This is a genomic window from Polynucleobacter sp. AP-RePozz3-80-G7 (assembly GCF_018882145.1).
Taxonomy (GTDB): Bacteria; Pseudomonadota; Gammaproteobacteria; order Burkholderiales; family Burkholderiaceae; genus Polynucleobacter.
On the sequence record NZ_JACVPC010000001.1, the window covers coordinates 286651 to 306905 of the forward strand.

17 protein-coding genes and 1 pseudogene are annotated in these 20255 nt (G+C 46.6%); all 18 read left to right on the plus strand.

Going from position 1 to position 20255, the window contains the following annotated elements; all coding sequences use genetic code 11:
• Window positions 1-136 precede the first annotated feature (136 nt).
• The 18 genes and pseudogenes from rplK to rpsC all read left to right on the plus strand — a co-directional run bounded on the left by rplK (window position 137) and on the right by rpsC (window position 20255).
• Complete coding sequence (rplK, locus tag ICE90_RS01585) at window positions 137-568, plus strand: 50S ribosomal protein L11 (RefSeq protein WP_068320088.1); 432 nt, start codon at window positions 137-139, stop codon at window positions 566-568.
• Window positions 569-570: 2 nt separating this feature from the next.
• On the plus strand, window positions 571-1272 hold the full coding sequence (gene rplA / locus ICE90_RS01590) for a 50S ribosomal protein L1 (RefSeq protein ID WP_215321269.1): 702 nt from the start codon (window positions 571-573) through the stop codon (window positions 1270-1272).
• A gap of 238 nt (window positions 1273-1510) precedes the next feature.
• A pseudogene (rplJ, locus tag ICE90_RS01595) lies at window positions 1511-2029 on the plus strand (50S ribosomal protein L10); the annotation flags it as partial.
• 159 nt (window positions 2030-2188) lie between these two features.
• Window positions 2189-2563: a 50S ribosomal protein L7/L12 gene (gene rplL / locus ICE90_RS01600; protein WP_173941805.1), complete on the plus strand. Its 375-nt coding sequence runs from the start codon at window positions 2189-2191 to the stop codon at window positions 2561-2563.
• 226 nt (window positions 2564-2789) lie between these two features.
• Window positions 2790-6890: a DNA-directed RNA polymerase subunit beta gene (gene rpoB / locus ICE90_RS01605; RefSeq protein WP_216190686.1), complete on the plus strand. Its 4101-nt coding sequence runs from the start codon at window positions 2790-2792 to the stop codon at window positions 6888-6890.
• A gap of 1 nt (window position 6891) precedes the next feature.
• On the plus strand, window positions 6892-11154 hold the full coding sequence (rpoC, locus tag ICE90_RS01610; RefSeq protein ID WP_215321272.1) for a DNA-directed RNA polymerase subunit beta': 4263 nt from the start codon (window positions 6892-6894) through the stop codon (window positions 11152-11154).
• Window positions 11155-11331: 177 nt separating this feature from the next.
• Window positions 11332-11712, plus strand: coding sequence for a 30S ribosomal protein S12 (gene rpsL, locus ICE90_RS01615; protein ID WP_072582063.1), 381 nt, complete (start codon window positions 11332-11334; stop codon window positions 11710-11712).
• Window positions 11713-11873: 161 nt separating this feature from the next.
• Window positions 11874-12344 (plus strand): 30S ribosomal protein S7, encoded by a 471-nt coding sequence (gene rpsG, locus ICE90_RS01620; RefSeq protein WP_011901897.1) that lies wholly within the window; start codon window positions 11874-11876, stop codon window positions 12342-12344.
• A gap of 27 nt (window positions 12345-12371) precedes the next feature.
• Window positions 12372-14474 (plus strand): elongation factor G, encoded by a 2103-nt coding sequence (gene fusA, locus ICE90_RS01625; protein WP_215321273.1) that lies wholly within the window; start codon window positions 12372-12374, stop codon window positions 14472-14474.
• A 50-nt stretch (window positions 14475-14524) separates the two neighbouring features.
• A complete protein-coding gene (tuf, locus tag ICE90_RS01630; RefSeq protein ID WP_215321266.1) occupies window positions 14525-15715 on the plus strand; it encodes an elongation factor Tu in 1191 nt (396 codons plus the stop codon).
• A 123-nt stretch (window positions 15716-15838) separates the two neighbouring features.
• The gene (gene rpsJ, locus ICE90_RS01635; RefSeq protein WP_011901899.1) at window positions 15839-16150 is read left to right on the plus strand and encodes a 30S ribosomal protein S10; all 312 of its coding nucleotides are present in this window, start codon (window positions 15839-15841) and stop codon (window positions 16148-16150) included.
• A 197-nt stretch (window positions 16151-16347) separates the two neighbouring features.
• Window positions 16348-17004, plus strand: a complete 657-nt coding sequence (gene rplC, locus ICE90_RS01640) for a 50S ribosomal protein L3 (protein ID WP_072582122.1) — start codon at window positions 16348-16350, stop codon at window positions 17002-17004.
• Window positions 17005-17015: 11 nt separating this feature from the next.
• Complete coding sequence (gene rplD, locus ICE90_RS01645; RefSeq protein WP_011901901.1) at window positions 17016-17636, plus strand: 50S ribosomal protein L4; 621 nt, start codon at window positions 17016-17018, stop codon at window positions 17634-17636.
• On the plus strand, window positions 17633-17947 hold the full coding sequence (gene rplW / locus ICE90_RS01650; RefSeq protein ID WP_072582065.1) for a 50S ribosomal protein L23: 315 nt from the start codon (window positions 17633-17635) through the stop codon (window positions 17945-17947). Before rplD ends, rplW begins: the two co-directional genes overlap by 4 nt.
• A gap of 2 nt (window positions 17948-17949) precedes the next feature.
• On the plus strand, window positions 17950-18780 hold the full coding sequence (rplB, locus tag ICE90_RS01655; protein WP_215321274.1) for a 50S ribosomal protein L2: 831 nt from the start codon (window positions 17950-17952) through the stop codon (window positions 18778-18780).
• A gap of 20 nt (window positions 18781-18800) precedes the next feature.
• Window positions 18801-19079 (plus strand): 30S ribosomal protein S19, encoded by a 279-nt coding sequence (gene rpsS / locus ICE90_RS01660; protein ID WP_046329379.1) that lies wholly within the window; start codon window positions 18801-18803, stop codon window positions 19077-19079.
• A 7-nt stretch (window positions 19080-19086) separates the two neighbouring features.
• Window positions 19087-19419 (plus strand): 50S ribosomal protein L22, encoded by a 333-nt coding sequence (rplV, locus tag ICE90_RS01665; protein ID WP_202816811.1) that lies wholly within the window; start codon window positions 19087-19089, stop codon window positions 19417-19419.
• Window positions 19420-19427: 8 nt separating this feature from the next.
• Entirely contained in the window at window positions 19428-20255 is an 828-nt protein-coding gene (rpsC, locus tag ICE90_RS01670; RefSeq protein WP_215321275.1) for a 30S ribosomal protein S3, read from the plus strand.

Genomic DNA, 20255 nt, shown 5'->3' on the forward strand with positions numbered 1-20255 from the left:
TAGTCCTGGTTTTAGTAGTTAGTAGTTAAGTGGTTAGCAATAACCGAGGAGCGGAGCTAGAAAGCCAAAAACTAGCGAAGCGTTTACTCAACGGCGGTCTTTCCTTATGGGGTTAGGCGCGCTTTAAGGAGCACACATGGCAAAGAAGATTATTGGCTTTATTAAGCTGCAGATCCCTGCAGGTAAAGCAAATCCATCACCACCCGTAGGTCCAGCATTGGGTCAACGCGGTCTTAACATTATGGAATTCTGTAAGGCGTTCAATGCTCAAACTCAGAGCATGGAACCTGGCCTACCAATTCCAGTCGTGATTACAGCGTTTGCTGATAAGAGCTTCACATTCATCATGAAGACTCCTCCAGCAACCATCATGATTAAGAAGGCTGCGAAGATTGAAAAAGGATCACCACGTCCTCATACCGATAAAGTGGGCTCCATTACTCGTGCTCAGGCGGAAGAAATCGCTAAAGCAAAAATGCCAGATTTGACAGCAGCCGATATGGACGCAGCTGTTAGAACAATCGCTGGTAGCGCCCGTTCCATGGGCATCACTGTGGAAGGTCTCTAATCATGACTAAATTATCTAAACGCGTTAAAGCAATTCAATCTAAGGTTGATAGCAACAAGTTCTATTCATTAGATGACGCATTGAACCTCGTTAAAGAGTGTGCAACTGCTAAGTTTGATGAGTCTATCGATGTTGCTGTTCAGTTAGGCATTGATGCTAAGAAATCTGACCAAGTTGTGCGTGGCGCGGTAGTGCTCCCAGCTGGTACAGGTAAGCATGTTCGTGTAGCCGTTTTTGCTCAAGGCGAGAAGGCTGAACAAGCTAAAGCCGCTGGTGCAGAAATTGTTGGCATGGAAGAGCTTGCAGAACAAATTAAAGGCGGCAAAATTGATTTCGATATTTTGATCGCATCTCCAGACACAATGAAAATTGTTGGTACTTTAGGTCAAGTATTGGGCCCGCGTGGTTTGATGCCGAATCCAAAAGTTGGAACAGTGACTCCTGACGTTGCTACTGCAGTTAAAAATGCAAAAGCTGGTCAAGTTCAGTTCCGTGTGGACAAAGCCGGTATAGTGCACGCAAGCATTGGCCGTCGTTCATTCGAGCCGACTGCATTGAAATCAAACTTGCTCGCTTTGCTCGAAGCTTTAAATAAAGCGAAGCCACCTGCATCTAAGGGTATTTATTTAAAGAAGGTTGCCGTAAGCAGCACTATGGGTGCAGGCGTACGCGTAGACCAAGCATCGTTACAGGCAGCAGCTTAATTAGCCTGTAACAAAAAAGAACTTTGGGTCGACTCCTGCTCTTCGAGTGAGAGTCGAACATCAAAGACCGTTGGTGAATGAGCTTGCTTTTATAGAGATGAATTCTTAATCGTTACGAAAGTAATAACCAGCGCAGATGGCGACCCTGAAAAGATTTTCACAAGAACTTTGTGAACAAATGATCAGACGCTGGTGTGTAACCCCAACTGGAAACAGTTGGTTTTTATGGAGTTAAACCGTGCCTTTGAATGTACAAGACAAAAAAGCGATTGTTGCTGATGTCGGCGCTCAATTGGCTGGAGCCCAAACTGTCGTGCTCGCTGAATACCGTGGTATTCCAGTAGAGCAGTTGACAAAGCTACGTGCTAGCGCACGTGACCAAGGTGTATATCTTCGCGTTTTGAAGAACACATTGGCACGCCGTGCTGCACAAGGCACACAGTTTGAGCCCCTTGCTGATTCGATGGTTGGCCCCTTGATCTACGGCATCTCTGCTGATCCGATTGCTTCGGCAAAAGTATTGCAGAACTTTGCTAAGACTCAAGACAAGCTAGTCATTACTGCTGGCTTATATAACGGCAAGTTGTTGGACGTAGCGGGTGTTAAATCCCTCGCGTCTATTCCAAGCCGCGATGAGTTGTTATCTCAGTTGTTGGGTGTGATGTTGGCGCCTGTATCTGCGATGGCTCGCGTATTGGGCGCAGTAGCAGCACAAAAGGCAGAAGGAGCACCTGCTCCTGTTGCAGCACCGGTAGCAGAAGTAGTGGCAGCCCCAGCAGAAGTAGTTGCTGAAGCCGCCGCTCCAGAAGCAAGTGCTGAGCCTGCAGCCGCAGCCCCAGAAGCTGGAACAGAAACACCTGAAACCCCTGCCGCTGAATAAGCGACAAATTAACTATTTAAGTATTAGGAGCTAAAAATGGCGATTACTAAAGAAGAAATCATTGATGCAGTAGGTAGCATGTCCGTTATGGATTTGAACGACTTGGTTAAGGCGTTCGAAGAGAAGTTTGGCGTTTCAGCTGCAGCGATGGCTGTTGCTGGTCCTGCTGGTGCAGCTGGCGGCGCTGCTGCTGAAGAGCAAACAGAATTCACTGTTAACTTGCTCGAAGCTGGCGCAAACAAGGTTTCAGTAATTAAGGCAGTTCGCGAAATTACTGGTCTTGGCTTGAAAGAAGCTAAGGACTTGGTTGATGGTGCACCGAAGCCAATCAAAGAAGCTGTTGATAAGAAGACAGCTGAAGAAGCTAAGAAGAAGCTTGACGAAGCAGGCGCTAAGTCAGAAATCAAGTAATACAAACTTTTCTAGCGCCTCCCAAAAGGAGTCGTTAGTTACGTTGGGTTTGATCTTTAGAGGTCAAACCCGATTTCATTTCTGATTGAAATCGGGTTTGCCTTCTGATACGACTGCAGAATGCAAGTTTGGTCGGACACTAAATCTATCGGTTTAGTGTTGTCCGCCAGTGATTGGTAGTGGCCAATCGCCAAATCTTTGTACAGTCGCTGAATTCGGAGATGAAATGAACTATAGCTTCACCGAACGCAAGCGAGTCCGTAAAAGCTTTGCTAAGCGAGTAAATAACCACCAGGTTCCGTACCTGATCGCAACGCAGCTGGAATCCTACGCTAAATTTTTACAGGCTGAAAAGCCAGCAACGTCTCGTCTTACTGAGGGACTTCAAGCTGCCTTTACATCAGCATTCCCAATTGTGTCTAACAACGGCTATGCACGTATGGAATACGTGTCTTACCAGTTGTCACAACCACCATTTGACGTTAAAGAATGTCAGCAACGTGGTTACACATACCACTCTGCCTTACGCGCAAAAGTTCGCTTGATTATTTATGATCGCGAAGCGCCTACTAAGGTTAAAGAGGTAAAAGAGAGCGAAGTCTACATGGGTGAAATTCCACTCATGACAGAAAATGGCTCTTTTGTGATTAACGGTACTGAGCGCGTCATCGTTTCTCAGTTGCATCGTTCCCCAGGCGTGTTCTTCGAACACGATAAGGGCAAGACACACAGCTCAGGTAAGTTGCTGTTCTCAGCACGCATCATTCCTTACCGTGGTTCATGGCTCGATTTCGAGTTCGATCCAAAAGATATTCTCTACTTCCGCGTTGACCGTCGTCGTAAGATGCCTGTCACCATTTTGCTCAAAGCAATTGGTTTAAACAACGAACAGATTCTTGCTAACTTCTTTAACTTTGACCATTTCTCATTAACAGCCAATGGCGGTTCAATGGAATTTGTACCAGAGCGTTTGCGTGGTCAGTTGGCTAGCTTCGATGTGCTCGACAAGAATGGCGTTGTAGTTATTCAAAAAGACAAGCGTATCAATGCAAAGCACATCCGTGAACTCGAGGCTGCTAAGACAAAAACAATCGCTGTACCAGATGACTATTTAATTGGTCGTGTAGTTGCACGCAATATTGTTGATCCAGATTCTGGTGAAATTTTGGCTTATGCTAATGATGAAATCACTGAAGAGGTATTGGCGACATTGCGCGATGCAGGCATCAAGCAATTAGAAACTATCTACACCAATGATTTAGATTCTGGCGCATACATTTCTCAGACATTGCGTACCGATGAAACTGCGGATCAAATGGCTGCTCGTATTGCCATCTATCGCATGATGCGTCCTGGTGAGCCTCCAACAGAAGATGCTGTTGAAGCCTTGTTCCAGCGCTTGTTCTACAACGAAGATAGTTACGATTTATCACGCGTTGGCCGTATGAAAGTTAACAGCCGTCTCGGTCGTTCTGAGATGGAAGGCAAAATGGTTTTATCGGATGAAGACATCCTCGACACCATCAAGTCTTTGGTTGACTTGCGTAACGGCAAAGGCGAAGTCGATGACATCGATCACTTAGGCAATCGTCGCGTACGTTGCGTAGGTGAATTGGCTGAAAACCAATTCCGTGCTGGTTTGTCACGTGTTGAGCGTGCGGTTAAAGAACGTCTCGGCCAAGCCGAAACAGAAAACCTCATGCCTCATGACTTGATTAACAGCAAGCCAATCTCTTCTGCTATTCGTGAGTTCTTCGGTTCTTCACAGTTGTCCCAGTTTATGGACCAAACCAACCCACTCTCAGAGATTACGCACAAGCGTCGTATTTCTGCGTTGGGACCTGGTGGTTTGACCCGCGAGCGCGCAGGCTTTGAAGTGCGCGACGTGCATCCAACCCACTACGGACGTGTTTGCCCAATTGAAACTCCAGAAGGACCAAACATTGGGTTGATCAACTCACTCGCGTTATTTGCGCGTCTGAATGAGCACGGCTTCTTAGAAACTCCGTACCGTAAGGTTTCCAATAGCAAGGTAAGCGACGAAGTGGTTTACCTCTCTGCTATTGAAGAAGCAAAGTATGTGATTGCTCAGGCAAACGCAACAATCGACAAGAGCGGTAAGTTGGCCGACGAATTGGTTTCTGCTCGTCAAGCTGGTGAGACCATGATGGTTAGCCCAGAGCGCATCGATTTCATCGACGTTGCTCCTAGCCAGATTGTTTCTGCTGCTGCTTCACTCGTTCCATTCTTAGAGCACGATGATGCAAACCGTGCGTTGATGGGTGCGAACATGCAGCGTCAAGCAGTTCCTTGCTTGCGTCCAGACAAGCCATTGGTTGGTACGGGTTTAGAGCGTATTGTTGCGGTTGACTCTGGTACTGTGATTTTGGCTTCCCGCGGCGGTATCGTTGATTATGTTGACGCAAACCGTGTAGTTATTCGTGTAAACGATGACGAGACAGCGGCTGGTGAAGTTGGTGTGGATATTTATAACCTCATCAAGTACACCCGTTCAAATCAAAATACCAACATTAACCAACGCCCAATCGTTCAGGCTGGTGATCGTGTTGTCCGCGGCGACGTGGTTGCTGACGGCGCATCTACCGACTTAGGTGAATTGGCTTTGGGTCAAAACATGACTGTGGCATTTATGCCATGGAACGGTTACAACTTCGAAGATTCAATCTTGATCTCTGAAAAAGTTGTTGCTGACGACCGCTACACCTCTATTCATATTGAAGAGTTGTCGGTTGTTGCCCGTGATACCAAGCTTGGTTCAGAAGAAATTACTCGCGATATTTCCAATTTGGCTGAGTCACAACTCTCCCGCTTGGATGAGAGCGGTATTGTTTACATCGGTGCTGAAGTTGAAGCTGGCGACGTATTGGTTGGTAAGGTAACTCCAAAGGGTGAGACAACTCTCACTCCGGAAGAGAAGCTGCTCCGTGCGATCTTCGGTGAAAAAGCATCTGACGTTAAAGATACTTCATTGCGCGTTCCATCTGGAATGATTGGTACTGTTATCGATGTTCAAGTCTTCACCCGTGAAGGTATTGAGCGCGATGCACGTGCACAGTCAATCATTCAAGAAGAATTACAACGCTATCGTTTGGACTTAAACGACCAGCTCCGTATTGTTGAGGGCGATGCCTTCATGCGTTTAGAAAAGCTGTTGATTGGCAAAGTTGCCAACGGTGGCCCTAAGAAATTGGCTAAAGGCACCAAGATCGACAAGGAATATCTTGCTGATTTGGACAAATACCATTGGTTCGATGTTCGTCCAGCGGATGATGAGGTTGCCTCACAAGTTGAAGCGATTAAATCTTCTATCGAAGCGAAGCGTAAACAGTTTGATGAAGCTTTTGAAGAGAAGCGCACCAAGCTTACCCAGGGCGATGATTTACAACCTGGCGTAACGAAGATGGTTAAGGTGTACTTGGCCGTTAAGCGTCGCTTGCAGCCTGGTGACAAGATGGCCGGTCGTCACGGTAACAAGGGTGTGGTTTCTAAAATCGCCCCAGCAGAAGATATGCCATTTATGGCTGACGGACGCCCTGTAGACATCGTCTTGAACCCATTGGGCGTTCCTTCCCGTATGAACGTTGGACAGATCTTGGAAACCCACTTAGGTTGGGCTGCCCAAGGTATTGGTAAGCGTATCGATGAGATGGTTCGTGAGCACGCTAAGCAAACTGAATTGCGTAAGTTCTTCAAGCAGCTTTACAACGAAACAGGTCGTGTTGAAGATATCGACAACTTCACTGATGAGCAGATCACTGTTTTGGCTGAGAATCTCCGCCAAGGCTTGCCATTTGCAACCCCAGTGTTTGACGGTGCTACTGAAGCTGAAATCGGACGTATGCTCGAGTTGGCGTATCCAGAAGATGTTGCTAAATCTTTGAAGATGACGCCATCACGTCAGCAAATGATTTTGTGCGACGGCCGTACCGGCGACCAATTTGAGCGTCCAGTAACTGTTGGCGTAATGCACGTCTTGAAACTCCACCATTTGGTCGATGACAAGATGCATGCTCGTTCAACCGGACCTTACTCTTTAGTAACGCAACAGCCATTGGGCGGTAAAGCTCAGTTCGGTGGTCAGCGCTTTGGTGAGATGGAAGTCTGGGCCCTCGAAGCATACGGTGCTTCATATGTCTTGCAGGAAATGCTGACAGTGAAGTCCGATGACGTCGCAGGCCGTACCAAGGTTTACGAAAACATCGTCAAGGGCGAGCACACGATTGATGCTGGCATGCCCGAATCCTTCAACGTGCTGGTAAAAGAAATCCGTTCGTTGGGTATTGACATTGACATGGAGCGCAACTGATATGAAAGCATTGCTCGATTTATTTAAGCAAACGCAGGGCGAAGAGCAGTTTGATGTCATCAAAATTGGTCTCGCATCTCCTGAGAAAATTCGCTCATGGTCTTTTGGTGAAGTACGCAAACCAGAAACCATCAACTACCGGACTTTTAAGCCCGAGCGTGATGGTTTGTTCTGCGCCAAGATTTTTGGACCAACTAAAGACTACGAGTGCTTATGCGGTAAGTACAAGCGCTTAAAGTTCCGTGGCGTTATCTGCGAGAAGTGCGGCGTTGAAGTTACTCTCGCTAAGGTACGTCGTGAGCGCATGGGCCACATTGAGTTGGCAGCCCCTGTAGCGCACATTTGGTTCTTGAAATCTTTACCATCCCGTTTAGGTATGGTTCTCGATATGACATTGCGTGATATCGAGCGCGTTCTTTACTTTGAAGCATATGTAGTTGTAGATCCTGGTATGACTCCTGAAGGCGCAATGAAGCGCGGTCAGATCATGTCTGAAGATGAATACATTGCCAAGACTGAAGAGTATGGTGACGGTGCATTTACCGCCATCATGGGTGCGGAAGGTATTCGTGACCTCTTACGTTCGATTGATATCGATCGCGAAGTAGAAACGATTCGCGCTGATTTAAAAGCTACTGGTAGCGATGCCAAGATCAAGAAATACGCTAAGCGCTTAAAAGTGCTCGAGGCGTTCCAGACTTCAGGCATTAAGCCTGACTGGATGATCATGGAAGTGCTGCCAGTATTGCCACCAGAATTGCGCCCATTGGTGCCATTGGATGGCGGTCGCTTTGCTACCTCAGATTTGAACGACCTCTATCGTCGTGTAATTAACCGTAACAACCGTTTAAAGCGCTTGTTAGAGTTGCGTGCACCAGAGATCATCGTTCGTAACGAAAAACGGATGTTGCAAGAAGCGGTGGACTCATTGCTCGACAACGGTCGTCGCGGTAAGGCTATGACTGGTGCTAACAAGCGTCCTCTCAAGTCCTTGGCTGAGATGATTAAAGGTAAGAGCGGTCGTTTCCGTCAAAACTTGTTGGGTAAACGTGTTGACTACTCTGGTCGTTCAGTCATCGTGGTTGGCCCTACATTGAAATTGCATCAGTGCGGCTTACCAAAATTGATGGCCTTGGAATTGTTCAAACCATTTATTTTCAACAAGCTTGAGACTTTAGGAATTGCAACCACGATTAAGGCTGCGAAGAAAGAGGTTGAAAGCCAGACTCCAATCGTTTGGGATATTCTCGAAGAAGTGATTCGTGAACATCCAATCATGTTGAACCGTGCGCCTACATTGCACCGTCTCGGTATTCAGGCTTTCGAGCCAATGCTGATTGAAGGTAAGGCAATCCAATTGCACCCATTAGTTTGCGCGGCATTTAACGCAGACTTTGACGGTGACCAAATGGCGGTTCACGTACCTTTGTCGCTCGAAGCGCAAATGGAAGCGCGTACATTGATGTTGGCTTCGAACAACGTATTGTTCCCAGCCAACGGCGAACCATCTATCGTACCTTCACAGGACGTGGTGTTGGGTCTGTATTACGCTACACGTGACAAGATCAACGGTAAAGGCGAAGGCATGGTCTTCGCTAACATTACTGAAGTGGTACGTGCATACGAAGCAGGTCAAGTTGAATTGGCTTCTCGTGTTGCTGTCCGTATTACTGAGTTTGAGATTGTGGACAAGAAGGCAGAGGGCGACGCCCGTTTTGCTGAGAAGACCAAGATCTACCAAACATCAGTTGGCCGCGCAATCTTGTCTGAGATTTTGCCTAAAGGCATGTCTTTCGAGGAAATTAATAAGCCTTTGAAGAAAAAAGAAATCTCACGTTTGATCAACACATCATTCCGTAAGTGCGGTTTGCGTGAAACGGTTATTTTTGCTGACCGCCTCTTGCAGTCTGGTTTCCGTTTGGCAACCAACGCTGGTATCTCAGTTGCGATCGACGATATGTTGATCCCGACCTCTAAAGAGCGCATCATCACTGAGGCTTCTGCCAAGGTTAAAGAGTACGACAAGCAGTTCATGTCAGGCCTCGTAACCAATCAAGAACGTTATAACAACGTGGTTGATATTTGGGGTGCTGCAGGCGACCAAGTTGGTAAGGCGATGATGGACGAGTTGTCACACGTTGACGTACTCGACCGTAACGGTAAGACTGTTCGTCAAGAGTCCTTTAACTCCATCTACATGATGGCGGATTCTGGTGCACGTGGATCTGCAGCGCAGATTCGTCAGTTGGCTGGTATGCGTGGTTTGATGGCCAAGCCTGATGGCTCCATCATTGAAACCCCAATTACTGCGAACTTCCGTGAAGGCTTGAACGTATTGCAGTACTTCATTTCAACTCACGGTGCTCGTAAAGGTCTGGCTGATACAGCGTTGAAGACAGCGAACTCTGGTTACTTGACACGTCGTTTGTGCGACGTTACTCAAGATCTCGTGGTGATTGAAGATGATTGCGGCGCAACTAATGGTGTAACCATGAAGGCGCTGGTTGAAGGCGGCGAAATTATCGAAGCATTGCGTGACCGTATTTTGGGTCGTGTATGTATCGGTGACATCGTTCATCCTGACACACAAGAAGTCATTGTTCCGAACGACACATTGCTCGATGAAGATCATGTTGATCAAATCGTTGCATTGGGTATCGACGAAGTTAAAGTTCGCACAGTATTGTCTTGCCTAACTCGCTTTGGTTTGTGCGCGAAGTGCTACGGACGTGATCTAGGTCGCGGTGGTTTGGTAAACGTTGGTGAAGCAGTTGGCGTGATCGCCGCTCAGTCTATCGGCGAGCCAGGCACACAGTTGACTATGCGTACTTTCCACATTGGTGGCGCAGCGTCACGTGCATTAGTTGCAAGCAATATTGAAGCCAAATCTAACGGTGCTTTGAAGTTCTCTGCCACGATGCGTGTTGTCAAGAACGCGAAGGGTGAGCAGATCGTGATTTCACGTTCTGGCGAAGCCTTGATCGTTGATGAGAACGGTCGTGAGCGTGAGCGCCATAAGGTGCCTTATGGCGCAACTCTCTTGTTAAAAGAAGATGCAGCTGTTAAGGCTGGCGCAAGCTTGGCGACATGGGACCCATTAACACGTCCGATTATTTCTGAGTACGCTGGTATCGCTCGCTTCGACAACGTCGAAGAAGGTGTAACTGTTGCTAAGCAGGTTGACGAAGTTACTGGTCTCTCCACTTTGGTGGTGATTGACGGTAAGCGTCGTTCTGCTGCTAGCAAAGGCGTTCGTCCAATGATCAACTTGGTTGATGACAAGGGTAACGAAGTCATGATCGCCGGTACTGATCATCCAGTAAACATTGGCCTCCAAGTAGGTGCTTTGATTACGGTTAAAGATGGTCAGAAAGTTGAAGTTGGTGAAGTATTGGCGCGTATTCCAATCGAATCACAGAAGACTCGCGACATTACCGGTGGCTTGCCACGCGTTGCTGAATTGTTCGAAGCACGTTCACCAAAAGATGCAGCAGTATTGGCGAAAGTGACTGGAACAGTGTCATTCGGTAAGGAAACCAAAGGTAAACAACGTTTGGTTATTACTGATATGGACGGCGAAGCCAATGAATTCTTGATTCCTAAAGAGAAGCAAGTTCTTGTTCATGACGGTCAAGTTGTGAACAAGGGCGAGATGATTGTGGAAGGCCCTGCTGATCCACATGACATCTTGACTCTCCGCGGTATTGAAGAGTTGGCGATCTACATCGTTGATGAAGTTCAAGACGTTTACCGTTTGCAGGGCGTGAAGATTAATGACAAGCACATTGAAGTGATCGTGCGTCAAATGTTGCGTCGTGTGCAAATTACTGATGGCGGCGATACCGCTTACATCACTGGTGAGCAAGTTGAGCGTTCAAAACTGTATGACGCTAACGATTTAGTGATTGCTGCAGGTAAGCGCCCAGCCCAGTTCGAGAACGTGCTGTTGGGTATTACAAAAGCATCCTTGTCGACCGACAGCTTCATTTCAGCGGCTTCTTTCCAAGAAACCACCCGTGTATTGACTGAAGCCGCAATTATGGGCAAGACCGATACACTCCGTGGCCTCAAGGAAAACGTCATTATTGGTCGTCTGATTCCTGCTGGTACCGGCTTGTCTTACCGCCGTGCACGCAAGGTCAGAGAGCAATTCGAGCGTGATCGCGCTCAAATGATTGCCGCCGAAGAAGAGGCAATGGCCAATATGCCTGTAGAAATTGAGGCTGAAGTCGTTGCTCCTGCTGGGGAGGCTGATCCGAGCTAATTTGGTAATTCTGGCCAGAAATGGCCAGTTTTTTCCCCATTTGGTTGACGGAAAAGGCTGGCCAAGCTAGAATGCTGAGTTCTACTGATTCAGAAGAGGGTCTTTTTGACCTAGAAATTCTCTAAGTCATTGATTTTCTTGAAGAAAGCAACAAAGAAGTACTAACCGAGCTATTTTATGCCAACAATTAATCAATTAATACGTAAGCCAAGATCCAGGCTGATCGTTAAAAGCAAGAGCCCTGCACTGGAAAACAGTCCGCAGCGCCGTGGTGTTTGTACACGTGTGTACACCACTACTCCTAAAAAGCCTAACTCTGCGCTCCGTAAAGTAGCCAAAGTTCGCTTAACCAATGGTTTTGAAGTGATTTCATACATTGGTGGTGAGGGCCATAACCTCCAGGAACACTCAGTAGTGTTAATCCGTGGTGGTCGTGTAAAGGATTTGCCAGGTGTTCGTTACCACATCGTTCGTGGCTCACTTGACTTGCAAGGTGTTAAAGACCGTAAGCAGTCTCGTTCCAAGTACGGTGCTAAGCGCGCTAAGAAATCTGCTTAATCTTTCAATAGATTTTTGCTGAAGTATTTGTAGTAGGTCTTCGTTTGTCAGACTTAAAAGACAAGTAAGTGGTTGTCTCGTCTAAGAATCTTCTTAGATAGTAGGGCGGCCGGAGCGGGTGATCCATGTGGGTCGCCCCTAACTGAACTGAAGGAGTAGTTATGCCACGTCGTCGTGAAGTTCCCAAACGGGAAATTTTGCCGGATCCAAAATTCGGTAATGTAGAAGTAGCTAAATTCATGAACGTCCTTATGTTGGACGGTAAGAAATCGGTTGCAGAGCGTATCGTTTACGGTGCCTTTGATCACATCGAGAAAAAAGCAAACAAAGAACCACTCGAAATTTTCTCAACAGCTATGGGCAACGTAAAGCCAATGGTTGAGGTGAAGAGCCGTCGTGTTGGTGGCGCTAACTACCAGGTTCCTGTTGAAGTTCGCCCATCACGCCGCTCTGCTTTGGCAATGCGTTGGGTGCGCGAAGCCGCTAAAAAGCGCGGTGAGAAATCTATGGCTCAACGCTTGGCCAACGAATTATTAGAAGCTGCAGAAGGTCGCGGCGGAGCAATGAAGAAGCGTGAAGAAGTTCACCGTATGGCAGAAGCTAACAAAGCTTTCTCACATTTCCGCTTCTAATCAAATAGTAAAGAAAAGGCACCAACAGTGGCACGTAAAACCCCCATCGACAGATACCGCAATATTGGTATCTCTGCGCACATTGACGCAGGCAAGACAACAACTACAGAACGCGTTTTGTTCTACACCGGTGTTAATCATAAAATTGGTGAAGTACATGATGGCGCTGCAACCATGGACTGGATGGAGCAAGAGCAAGAGCGTGGCATCACGATTACATCTGCTGCTACTACAACGTTCTGGAAGGGCATGGCTGGTAATTTCGCAGAGCACCGTATCAATATTATTGATACCCCAGGACACGTAGACTTCACTATTGAAGTTGAGCGTTCAATGCGCGTGTTGGATGGTGCTTGCATGGTTTACTGTGCGGTTGGTGGTGTACAGCCACAATCTGAAACTGTTTGGCGTCAAGCTAACAAGTATCAAGTTCCACGTTTAGCTTTTGTAAATAAGATGGACCGCACTGGCGCGAACTTCTTTAAGGTCTATGACCAGATGAAGTTACGCCTTAAAGCAAATCCTATCTTGATCCAGATTCCTATTGGCGCTGAAGAAAACTTCAAGGGCGTTGTGGACTTGGTAAAAATGAAGGCCATCTATTGGGATGAGGCTTCACAAGGCACTAAGTTTAGCTACGAAGAGATTCCTGCTGAATTAAAGGCATCTGCAGATGAGTGGCGCGAAAAGATGGTTGAAGCCGCTGCTGAAAGTTCAGAAGAGTTGATGGAGAAGTATCTTGGTGGCGAAGAGTTAACCGAAGAAGAAATCAAAAAAGCGTTGCGTCAACGTACGATTGCTAATGAAATCATTCCAATGATGTGCGGAACTGCCTTCAAAAACAAAGGCGTTCAGGCGATGTTGGATGCGGTGGTTGAGTTGTTGCCATCCCCATTAGACGTTCCACCAGTTCCTTGTGAATTGGAAGACGGCACCCCAACAACACGTAAAGCTGACGATGCTGAGAAATTCTCTGCATTGGCATTTAAGATTATGACTGACCCATTTGTTGGCCAGCTCATCTTCTTCCGCGTTTACTCGGGCGTAATGAAATCTGGCGACACAATCTACAACCCAATCAAGGGTAAGAAAGAGCGTGTTGGTCGTTTATTGCAAATGCATGCCAACCAACGTGAAGAAATTAAAGAAGTCTACGCAGGGGATATCGCTGCTGCAGTTGGTCTAAAAGACGCAACTACTGGCGAAACATTATGTGACCCAGATAGCATTGTTATTTTGGAGCGCATGGTATTCCCAGAGCCAGTTATCTCACAAGCAGTTGAGCCAAAGACAAAACCAGACCAAGAAAAAATGGGTCTTGCTTTGAATCGTTTGGCACAAGAAGATCCATCATTCCGCGTTAAGACAGATGAAGAATCTGGTCAAACGATTATTTCCGGTATGGGCGAGCTCCACTTGGAAATTTTGGTTGACCGTATGCGTCGTGAGTTTGGTGTTGAAGCAACTGTTGGTAAGCCACAAGTTGCCTATCGCGAAACTATTCGTAAAGTTTGCGAAGAAATCGAAGGTAAGTTTGTTAAGCAGTCTGGTGGTCGCGGTCAATACGGTCACGTGGTATTGAAGCTTGAGCCACAAGAGCCAGGCAAAGGTTTTGAATTCATTGACGCTATTAAGGGCGGTGTGGTTCCACGCGAATACATCCCTGCTGTAGAAAAAGGAATTCGCGAAACATTGAACTCCGGTATTTTGGCTGGTTATCCAGTCGTTGATATCAAAGCTACATTGTTCTTCGGTTCATACCATGATGTTGACTCCAATGAAAACGCATTTAAGATGGCGGGCTCTATGGCATTCAAAGACGGTATGCGTAAAGCAGCGCCAGTGTTACTTGAGCCGATGATGGCTGTTGAAGTAGAAACACCAGAAGATTTCATGGGTAACGTAATGGGCGATCTCTCATCCCGTCGCGGTATTTTGCAAGGTATGGACGACATTCCAGGCGGCGGTAAGATCGTTCGCGCTGAAGTGCCGTTGGCAGAGATGTTTGGTTACTCAACTGGCTTGCGCTCGTTGACCCAAGGTCGCGCTACCTACACCATGGAGTTTAAGCATTATTCCGAAGCACCGAAGAACGTTGCTGAAGCAGTTATGGCTGCTAAAGCGAAGTAATTTATCCACATTAATTTTGAATATTGACTAGCTAAAGAAGGCAGACAAAAATGGCAAAAGAAAAATTCGAGCGGACAAAACCGCACGTAAACGTAGGCACCATCGGTCACGTTGACCACGGTAAAACCACATTGACAGCAGCAATTGCAACCGTGCTTTCTAAAGCATTCGGTGGCGAAGCTAAAGCATACGATCAGATCGATGCTGCTCCTGAAGAAAAAGCACGTGGTATTACGATTAATACTGCGCACGTTGAGTACGAGACTGCAAACCGTCACTACGCACACGTGGATTGCCCAGGACATGCTGACTACGTGAAGAACATGATTACTGGTGCTGCTCAGATGGACGGCGCAATTTTAGTTTGCTCTGCTGCTGACGGCCCAATGCCACAAACTCGTGAGCACATCCTCTTGGCACGCCAAGTGGGCGTTCCTTACATCATCGTGTTCTTGAACAAGTGCGACATGGTTGATGACGAAGAGTTGTTAGAGCTCGTAGAAATGGAAGTTCGTGAGCTTTTATCTAAATACAAATTCCCTGGCGATGACACACCAATCATCCGTGGTTCTGCTAAGTTAGCTCTTGAAGGCGACGAAGGCCCATTGGGTAAAGAAGCCATCATGAAATTGGCTGAAGCTTTGGATACCTTTATTCCTACTCCAGAACGTGCTGTTGACGGCGCATTCTTGATGCCAGTAGAAGATGTGTTCTCTATCTCTGGTCGCGGTACTGTAGTTACAGGCCGTATCGAGCGCGGTATTGTTAAGGTTGGTGAAGAGATCGAAATTATCGGTATCAAGCCAACACTCAAGACTACTTGTACTGGTGTTGAAATGTTCCGCAAATTGCTCGACCAAGGTCAAGCAGGCGATAACGTTGGTATCTTGTTACGCGGTACAAAACGTGAAGAAGTTGAGCGCGGCCAAGTATTGGCTAAGCCAGGTTCAATCACCCCACATACTCACTTTACAGCCGAGGTTTATATCTTGGGTAAAGATGAAGGTGGTCGTCATACTCCATTCTTTAACAACTATCGTCCACAGTTTTACTTCCGTACTACGGACGTAACTGGTTCAATCGAGTTGCCAAAAGACAAAGAAATGGTGATGCCTGGTGATAACGTTTCGATTACCGTAAAGCTCATCGCTCCAATCGCGATGGAAGAAGGTTTACGTTTTGCGATCCGTGAAGGTGGCCGTACTGTTGGCGCTGGCGTGGTTGCAAAGATTTTGGCTTAAGTAGTAAGTTTTAATTAGTAAAAATATTTAGCGGTTTGCTAACCGGTGACATCAGTGCTGCTGATGTCACCGAGCTCTTTAGATGTATAACGTGGCAGCACCACAACGCTCTTTGGAATTAATATGCAAAACCAAAAAATTCGTATTCGCCTTAAAGCATTTGATTACCGTTTAATCGACCAGTCTGCAGCTGAAATCGTTGATACAGCTAAGCGTACTGGTGCAGTTGTTAAGGGTCCAGTTCCTTTGCCAACCCGTATTGAGCGTTTTGATATCTTGCGTTCACCACACGTGAACAAGACATCCCGTGATCAGTTAGAGATCCGCACCCATCTCCGTTTGATGGATATAGTTGATCCTACAGAGAAAACTGTAGATGCTTTGATGAAGTTAGACCTTCCAGCAGGCGTGGACGTTGAAATTAAGTTGCAGTAATTTGTTGTTTCCAGCCTTTTTGCTTGTCAAGACTGGGTTTTCGGGATAGAATCTAAGGCTTCGCTCAATTATTTGGGCGATAATCTTAGTTTTATCAGCACTAAAAACGTTGTAAGTTATTGATTTAGAAGTACTTTTACTTGTAAATCACTTAAATTAATTTTGCCGACCAATCGAAGTCGGCGTGGAGCATGAATATGAGCTTAGGCTTAATCGGCCGCAAGGTCGGCATGACCCGTCTATTTACGGACGAAGGGGACTCAATCCCTGTGACCGTAATTGACGTGAGCGACAACAGAATCGCTCAAATCAAGACCCAGGCAACTGATGGCTATGATGCTATCCAGTTAGCACATGGCACACGTAGAGCTACTCGCGTTACTAAAGCAATGGCTGGTCACTTCGCCAAAGCTGGTGTGATGGCAGGTAACGGCCTCAACGAATTCCAATTAGATGCAGCAAAAATTGCAGAAATGACGCCAGGACAAGTAATTCCTGCTGACACTGCATTTACTGCTGGTCAAAAAGTGGACGTACAAGGTGTGTCTATCGGTAAGGGCTACGCAGGTACCATCAAGCGTTATCACTTCGCTTCTGGTCGTGCATCCCACGGTAACTCACGTTCACATAACGTACCAGGCTCTATCGGTATGGCGCAAGACCCAGGTCGTGTTTTCCCTGGTAAGCGTATGACCGGTCACTTGGGTGACGTTACACGTACAGTTCAAAATTTAGTCATCGCACGCATTGATTCAGAACGTAATCTGATCATGGTTAAAGGCGCTATTCCAGGTGCCCCAGGCGGTAAAGTTATTGTTACTCCAGCGGTTAAAACACCGTTGAAGAAGAAATAAGGAGAGCGAATATGGAACTTAAGCTTCTCCAAGACAACGGTACTTTAGGTGCAGGCGTACAAGCTTCACCAGAAGTATTCGAACGTGAATATAACGAAGCATTGGTACACCAAGTTGTAGTGGCTTACCAAGCTAATGCACGTAGCGGTAACCGTGCACAAAAAGACCGTGAGCAAGTTAAGCACACAACCAAGAAACCTTGGCGTCAAAAAGGTACTGGTCGTGCACGTGCTGGTATGAGCTCTTCCCCGCTGTGGCGTGGAGGTGGCCGTATATTCCCGAATTCTCCAGAAGAGAATTTCAGCCAAAAAGTAAACAAGAAAATGTACCGCGCTGGTATGAGATCTATTTTGTCTCAGTTAGCTCGCGAAGGTCGTTTGAATGTTGTTGATCAATTTTCTCTTGACGCTCCAAAGACTAAAGTTTTAGCTGACAAAGTTAAAGCAATGGGCTTGGATTCAGTCTTGATTATTGTTGATCAGGTTAGCGAGAATTTGTACTTGGCATCACGTAACTTGCATAAAGTTGCTGTATGTGAGCCACAGCACGCTGATCCATTAGCTTTGGTCCAATACAAAAAAGTATTGGTTAGCAAAGCTGCGATCGCAAAAATTGAGGAGTTGCTGAAATGAGCCAAGTCCGTAAAAATGATCACAACCTAATGAGGGTTCTGCTTGGACCGGTTATCTCTGAAAAAGCCACTATGGTTGCAGAGAAAAACGAACAAGTAGTTTTCCAAGTAGCTCGCGACGCAAATAAACTCGATGTAAAACAAGCGGTTGAATTGCTCTTCAAAGTGCAAGTTGATTCTGTTCAAATCGTGAATCAAAAGGGTAAGCCTAAGCGCTATGGCCGTTTTGAAGGTCGTCGTGACCACACTAAGAAGGCCTACGTAAGCTTGAAGCCAGGTCAAGAAATTAACTTTGAAGCGGAGGCGAATTAATCATGCCTTTGATGAAGACAAAACCGACCTCACCAGGTCGTCGTTCAATGGTCAAGGTGGTAAATCCTGACCTGCATAAAGGTAAACCTTTTGCAGCGTTGGTAGAGCCACAATTCCAAAAAGCGGGTCGTAACAATAATGGTCACATCACTACCCGTCATAAAGGTGGTGGTCATAAGCATCACTATCGTGTTGTTGATTTCAAACGCAACGACAAAGATGGTATTCCAGCAAAAGTTGAACGCTTGGAATACGATCCAAACCGTAGTGCAAATATTGCATTGATCGTGTTTGCTGATGGTGAGCGTCGCTACATTCTTGCTGCAAAAGGGATGACTGTTGGTCAGGCATTGATGAGTGGCTCAGAAGCCCCAATCAAGTCTGGTAATAACTTGCCAATTCGCAACATTCCGGTTGGTAGCACGATTCACTGTGTAGAAATCATGCCGGGTAAGGGTGCTCAAGTAGCACGCTCGGCCGGTGGTTCAGCAGTATTGTTGGCCCGTGAAGGTGTATACGCTCAAGTGCGTTTGCGCTCAGGCGAAGTGCGCCGTGTTCTGATTGAGTGCCGCGCCACTATTGGTGAAGTTGGCAACGAAGAGCACAGCTTGCGTGTTATTGGTAAAGCTGGTGCAAATCGCTGGCGTGGTATTCGCCCAACCGTTCGCGGTGTGGCAATGAACCCAGTAGATCACCCACATGGTGGTGGTGAAGGTAAAACTGGTGAAGGCCGTGTACCAGTATCTCCATGGGGCACTCCAACTAAAGGTTATCGTACACGTCGTAACAAGCGTACAACATCGATGATCGTTCAACGTCGTCAAAAGCGTTAAGCGATTAAGGAAAAATAGATATGACACGTTCAGCTAAAAAAGGCCCATTTTGCGAAGCCAGCTTGGTAAACAAGGTTGAAGTCGCACAAGCCAACAAAGACAAAAAGCCGATCAAAACTTGGTCACGCCGTTCAACAATCCTCCCAGACTTTATTGGTCTGACGATTGCTGTGCATAACGGTCGTCAACACGTTCCGGTTTATGTATCAGAAAACATGGTGGGTCATAAGTTAGGCGAATTTGCCTTGACCCGTACTTTCAAAGGTCACGCTGCTGACAAGAAAGTAACGAAGAAGTAAGGGGATGATGATGGAAGTTAAAGCTATTCACAAGAGCGCCCGCATTTCTGCGCAAAAGACACGTTTGGTCGCAGACCAAATTCGTGGTTTGCCAATTGCACGCGCATTAAACATTTTGAATTTCAGCCCCAAGAAAGCTGCCTTCATTGTGAAAAAAGTGGTTGAGTCTGCAGTGGCCAACGCTGAACACAATAAAGGCGCTGATATTGATGAGCTCAAGGTTTCAACAATTATTGTTGATAAAGGTACTTCCTTGAAGCGCTTCACAGCACGCGCTAAGGGTCGTGGTAATCAAATTGAAAAACAAACATGTCACATTACCGTGACCTTGAGTAACTAAGGAAAGATATGGGACAAAAGATAAACCCAACCGGATTCCGACTCGCGGTAACGAAGAATTGGACATCACGTTGGTATGCAAACAATACTGACTTTGCGAAGATGTTGAAAGAGGACGTAGATGTCCGCATCTATCTCAAAAAGAAGTTGAAGAATGCATCCGTAAGTAAAGTTGTGATTGAGCGTCCTGCAAAGAATGCCCGCATCACCATCTATAGTTCACGTCCAGGCGTTGTAATCGGTAAAAAAGGCGAAGATATTGAAGTGCTCCGCCGCGAATTGCAAAAGCGTATGGGTGTTCCAGTTCACGTGAACATTGAAGAAATTCGTAAGCCAGAAGTTGACGCGCAATTAATTGCCGACTCAATTACTCAGCAGCTCGAAAAACGTATCATGTTCCGTCGTGCGATGAAGCGTGCAATGCAAAATGCAATGCGCCTTGGCGCGCAAGGTATCAAAATCATGTCATCAGGTCGTTTGAATGGTGCTGAGATCGCTCGTCGCGAATGGTATCGCGAAGGTCGTGTTCCACTTCATACATTGAAGGCTGATATTGATTACGCAACATCAGAAGCTGAAACTACATACGGCATCATTGGTGTAAAAGTTTGGGTATACAAAGGCGACACATTGGGTCGTGGTGCAGAAGCTCAAGTGGTTGCTCCATCAGCTGAACCAGCTGCCGAAGAAAAGAAAACTCGTCGTGCCCCAAGCAAGACAGCTGCTCGTAAACCAGCTGCTGGCACAGACAAGCCATTAGTTGCTGCTAAGCCAGCAGTAAAGCGTGTGCGTAAGGTTGAAACACCTGCCGCAGATACGCAGAAGTCAGGAGAGTAA